The following is a 4,136-nucleotide window of genomic DNA, read 5'->3' as shown; positions in this document are numbered from 1 at the left end:
AGCCGCAGGGCGGTAAAGCCACCGCGTGCCTCCGGGGTCAGGTACAGGCCGTCCAGAGCGGCCAGAAGCGTTTTTGGACGGTGCGGACAGGGAACAAGGGTAAAGGCCGCGTAGCCCGCAAGGCTGCCGTCCGGTGTTCGTGCGGCGCTCACGTGCAGCATGTTCAGTGCTTCCAGGTGGCGGTAGCGTTCTGCTTCCAGACCATAGTTTGTATTTCCGTGCATGGGGGCTTCCACTTCACGCCAGTGCGCGGCGGTGAGGGGCCGGGCCTCGGATTCCAGTTCTGTAAAGGATTCGGTGGCAAATGCCAGCATGGTGTTCTCCTTTGTGACTCAAGCAAGACGCCGCAAACTGCCTGGACACTGTCCAGAGCATTGCCACGTTGAAACAATGTTCTGTCTGTAAAACGCTGCTTTCTGGCCCCCGCCTCAGATGGAAGAATTCCTGTGACAGGTTGAAGCAAGAGTAAAGGTTTTAGAGCAATTTCACTTTGAAATTGCTCTGGCGGCTGCGCGAGCAGACGCCCGCCGCGAAGGCGTAAGCGCAATTTATTTGCGCGGTTAAACGTCGAAGCGAGCGTGTTTTAAACTTTGAGAATGTACATTTTCAAAGTTAATCTGCTCTAGAGGGTGGGGGCGTGGGGGGAGGGACCCTTTTGCAAAAGAGTCACCTCCCCCACAAAGCATTTCAAAGTTACTCTATTTCAGGAAAAGTTCACTTCCAGCACCAGCGACAGCAGCCGGAAGGGCAGGGGCCTGTCCTGTACCAGCCACAGGCTGCCGGCAGTCTCCCACGAGCCGCCGGGCGCAAACGACACCTCACCGGAATAGGGCAATACCGCCTGGCCCCAGTGTTCCGGCAGAAAGGGCAAATCGTACAGCTCATGCCTGTCCGGGCCGTACTTGCCGCCCACGCTCCGGTACAGGCGCGCAGTACACATGCCGTAGGCACGCTGGCGGCCAAGGCTTGTGCCGGACTGGCTGTCGTATTCCACAGGCAGGCATGAAAGGACCGAGGCATAAGGCAGGCCCGCTTGCACCACGCTTGCCGCATAGGGCAACTCCACGCGGCCCTGGCGCACCACGCAACCTTCCACCGGGCTGCCGTCGGCCAGTACGGCCAGTTCGCAGCCTTCAAGGTGGTCCAGTCCCTCCAGCGTCATGGCAGGAGCGGCCAGCCGGAACGTGAGGCCGCAGTCCACAAAATACGCTTCTTCCACAGGTTCGTGGTCTTGCCACTGGTCTGCCAGCCGCTCCAGAAAAATGCGCGGCTGTCCGTTGATGCGGCGTTCCGTCACGAGCATGAGGGTGTCGCCTTTTTCGCCGGAAATGGCCGCCGCCGAGAGCACCCGGCCTTGCGTGACCTGCCGTGACCAGCCCCAGATGTCGTGCTCTTTCATATAGGTAAAGGCCAGCAGCAGTCCGTCGTCGCGTACGCACCAGATGGTAGACCCCGGCGTCTGCTGATAGGCCCACTGATGGATGGTGTGACCTTCAAAAAGGTGCGGAGCCATGATGGAAAGATCGTTGCCCGCGTAGCCGTCTTTTTCCAGTGAATAGAAGAGGTCGCGCACGCGGGAGCCGTGACGTTGCACATGCAGGATGGAGTTTCCGATAATGATGGGCGCAAGGCCCGCGCTGCCCCAGTAGCTCTGGGCCGTGATGCTGATATTGCCTGCGGTTATGGACGCGCCGTCGCCGCCGGAAGCCTTGTATTCGCTGCCTGAGGTGCCGATGAGCAGGTCGCCGAAGCTGGCTGCCCAGGTGACGGCATCTATGGAGCCTGAGGCAATGAGGTATTCCACAGGGTCATCACCCTGCAATGGTCTTGATTTACGGAAATTTTCAAAGTCTCCCACGCGCGACATGTAAAATGCCTGCGGATTTTTGGGGGTGGCGGCCAGAACCATGCGCTGCTGATGAAAGGCCACAATGCCGGGATAATTGCCGTCGGCGAACGGGTCCCAGTCTTCCTTGGGCGTATCGGCCGTGTCGGCCTGGTAGTTCTGGTCATTGAAACTCAGGCCGTCGGATACGCCGATAAAGCCAAAGTAACCAGCTTCTTCCCTGTAGATATTATATTCCACGGCTCCTTCCACAGAGGCCCAGCTTATGCTCGCGCTGTTGCCCTGCACCCAGTCGGACGGATGGCGGCCATTGGCGCACTGCCCGGCAGGCGAGGGAAGGGATTCGCGCCCGGAGGCATCCACGGCAGCCACCTTGTAGCGCAGGGTATAGCTGCCCGAACTGCCGGAAAAGGTCACCGAGGGCAACCCGGGCGCGGCAAGGGATGCGTTGAGCGCCACCTTTTCCAGGTTCCAGGCATAGGCTGGCCCGCCGGATTGCGCCTGATCTTCCGGGGCATCGCGCCGCACCACCTTGTGCAGGGGGTGGTTGCTGTGGGCCAGATACACGGTATCGCCCACCTGGGCGTAGGAAATGTCCCGCAGTTCGTCCGGGGCATAGGGCGTTTCAATGACGGGAATGTTTTGAATCCCCTGTTCGCCAGCGATGCGCAGGTTGTAGCCGCCGAAGATCAGCACAAAATTCTGGCTGGTCAGGGCATTGAAGCTGAAGGGAATGAGCACGGAGTATCCGTCCAGATCCGCCACAAAGCGTGTGCCGGGCCGCCGGGCCGCGTCACCGTGCAGGCCGGGGAGCATGTTCTCCATGCAGGACAAGCAGTTACGGTAACGTGACAAATCATAGCGCGCAGACAGGGTGGGCGCGATTTCGCCACCGGTGAAGTTGTTGCAGGCAATGCGGATGGACATGGCTATACCTCCGGCATATCCGGCCACGGCGTCAGTTCGCCGCCGCCGTCCCAGGGCGCGCCGGATTGCGCTGGCAGGCCGCGCAGGGCCTGGCGGTAGGCTTTGACAGCTTCAAGCGCTTCTGGATTGATGGGATAGTCCGCCAGCAGGTATTTGTCAGTGGCGTCAAGGCGGGCGTCGCGCTCTGTGCGCAAGCGCGCTGCCCTGGCCGCCGTACTGTTGTATTCTGCAAGGCGGGCGGCTTCGGCAGCCTCGCTTTCTTGTTCAAGGCGTTCTTTTTCAGCCTGCCACAGATCCACATACGGGGCCACCTCCTCCTCATAGGCTGTAGTATCGGCGGCGGACAGCGGCCAGTTAAAATCGTCTGTCCATTCAATATGGCCCTGTTGACCGTCCCATTGAAGAGCATGCATGGCAGCGGGAGCGGAGAAGTCAAAAATGAGGGGCAGGCCATCCAAGATAATGATCCGATCAGACGGAACTACTGTTACTGTGGGCATAGTAAATCTCCTTTATATGACACGCATGACAAAGTGCAGCGCGCAGAAGGGCATGAAGTTGGACGCAGAACTAGCTGTGGCGGATAGTGTGTGGGTGTGTGCCGCATTGGAGCCGGTTGACCCCGTGGTCCCGCCGGTTGTATAACTGTACGCACCACTACGGTCATAATCATACCCCTCGCTATTAGTGCTATAATATGAGGTATACGAGTGGTTGTGGGACGCCAGTTGCGCGACTGAAAGTGTCGAGTTCCCTGCGCTGCCAACGACAGTGTGACTGTGGCTGCCACTGCCACCGATGGTTCCGGCAACATGCGAAGCGTCTGCCCCCAAAAGTGTCCGGCCCGCCAGGTTCGGCATTGTGCCGCCTTTGCCGTCATTGCCGCCGTCACACAATATCCAGTCTTCTCTTGCCGCTGCCTCGCCGGGCATGATGGCCCGCCTTCCGTCACTGCCGCCGAATGTTACGCCCCAGATGGGGATAGGCACATAAGGTGGAAAGGCATCCCAGTACGCGATGTGCAATGCGCCGCCAGCATCAATGGTCATGCCGCTTCCAGGCCTGACTGTGCCGGGCCTTTCCGTGGTGGCAAGGTTTACGGGAGTTACGGAAATCGCCCCGTCCTCGGTTATGGCAATGCCTTCTCCAATCCTGACCATGCCAAGTTGCTGAGGTGTGGCCGGGCCAATATTGGCAAGGCTTTGCGCACGGTCGGCTTCATTTTTTGCGCGGTCTGCCTCGGTACTGGCTCTGTCCGCCTCGTCTGAAGCTCTGTTGATCTCCTCGGCGATTGCCTGCCGGGCATCGTCTGCCGCAGTGCTGGCCGCCGTTGCTGCGGCATTTGCCGCGCCCTGCGCCCGGT

4 protein-coding genes are annotated in these 4,136 nt (G+C 59.8%); all 4 read right to left on the bottom strand.

Annotation, left to right across the window (positions count from 1 at the left end; genetic code table 11):
* Positions 1-314: GNAT family N-acetyltransferase (locus tag V6C16_RS08740; protein ID WP_333543027.1), on the bottom strand; the 314-nt coding region annotated here is incomplete at its 3' end.
* A 389-nt stretch (positions 315-703) separates the two neighbouring features.
* Positions 704-2,773 (bottom strand): hypothetical protein, encoded by a 2,070-nt coding sequence (locus tag V6C16_RS08735; RefSeq protein WP_333543026.1) that lies wholly within the window; start codon positions 2,771-2,773, stop codon positions 704-706.
* A gap of 2 nt (positions 2,774-2,775) precedes the next feature.
* Positions 2,776-3,273: a tail fiber assembly protein gene (locus V6C16_RS08730; protein WP_333543025.1), complete on the bottom strand. Its 498-nt coding sequence runs from the start codon at positions 3,271-3,273 to the stop codon at positions 2,776-2,778.
* A 12-nt stretch (positions 3,274-3,285) separates the two neighbouring features.
* Positions 3,286-4,136 (bottom strand): hypothetical protein (locus tag V6C16_RS08725; RefSeq protein ID WP_333543024.1); only part of this gene is annotated, 851 nt, incomplete at its 5' end.

The sequence above is a fragment of the Desulfovibrio sp. 1188_IL3213 genome (assembly GCF_036763145.1).
In the GTDB taxonomy this organism is placed as follows: Bacteria; Desulfobacterota; Desulfovibrionia; order Desulfovibrionales; family Desulfovibrionaceae; genus Desulfovibrio.
Note: the sequence above shows the minus strand (reverse complement) of the source record. Positions and strands in the feature narration are given on the sequence as shown.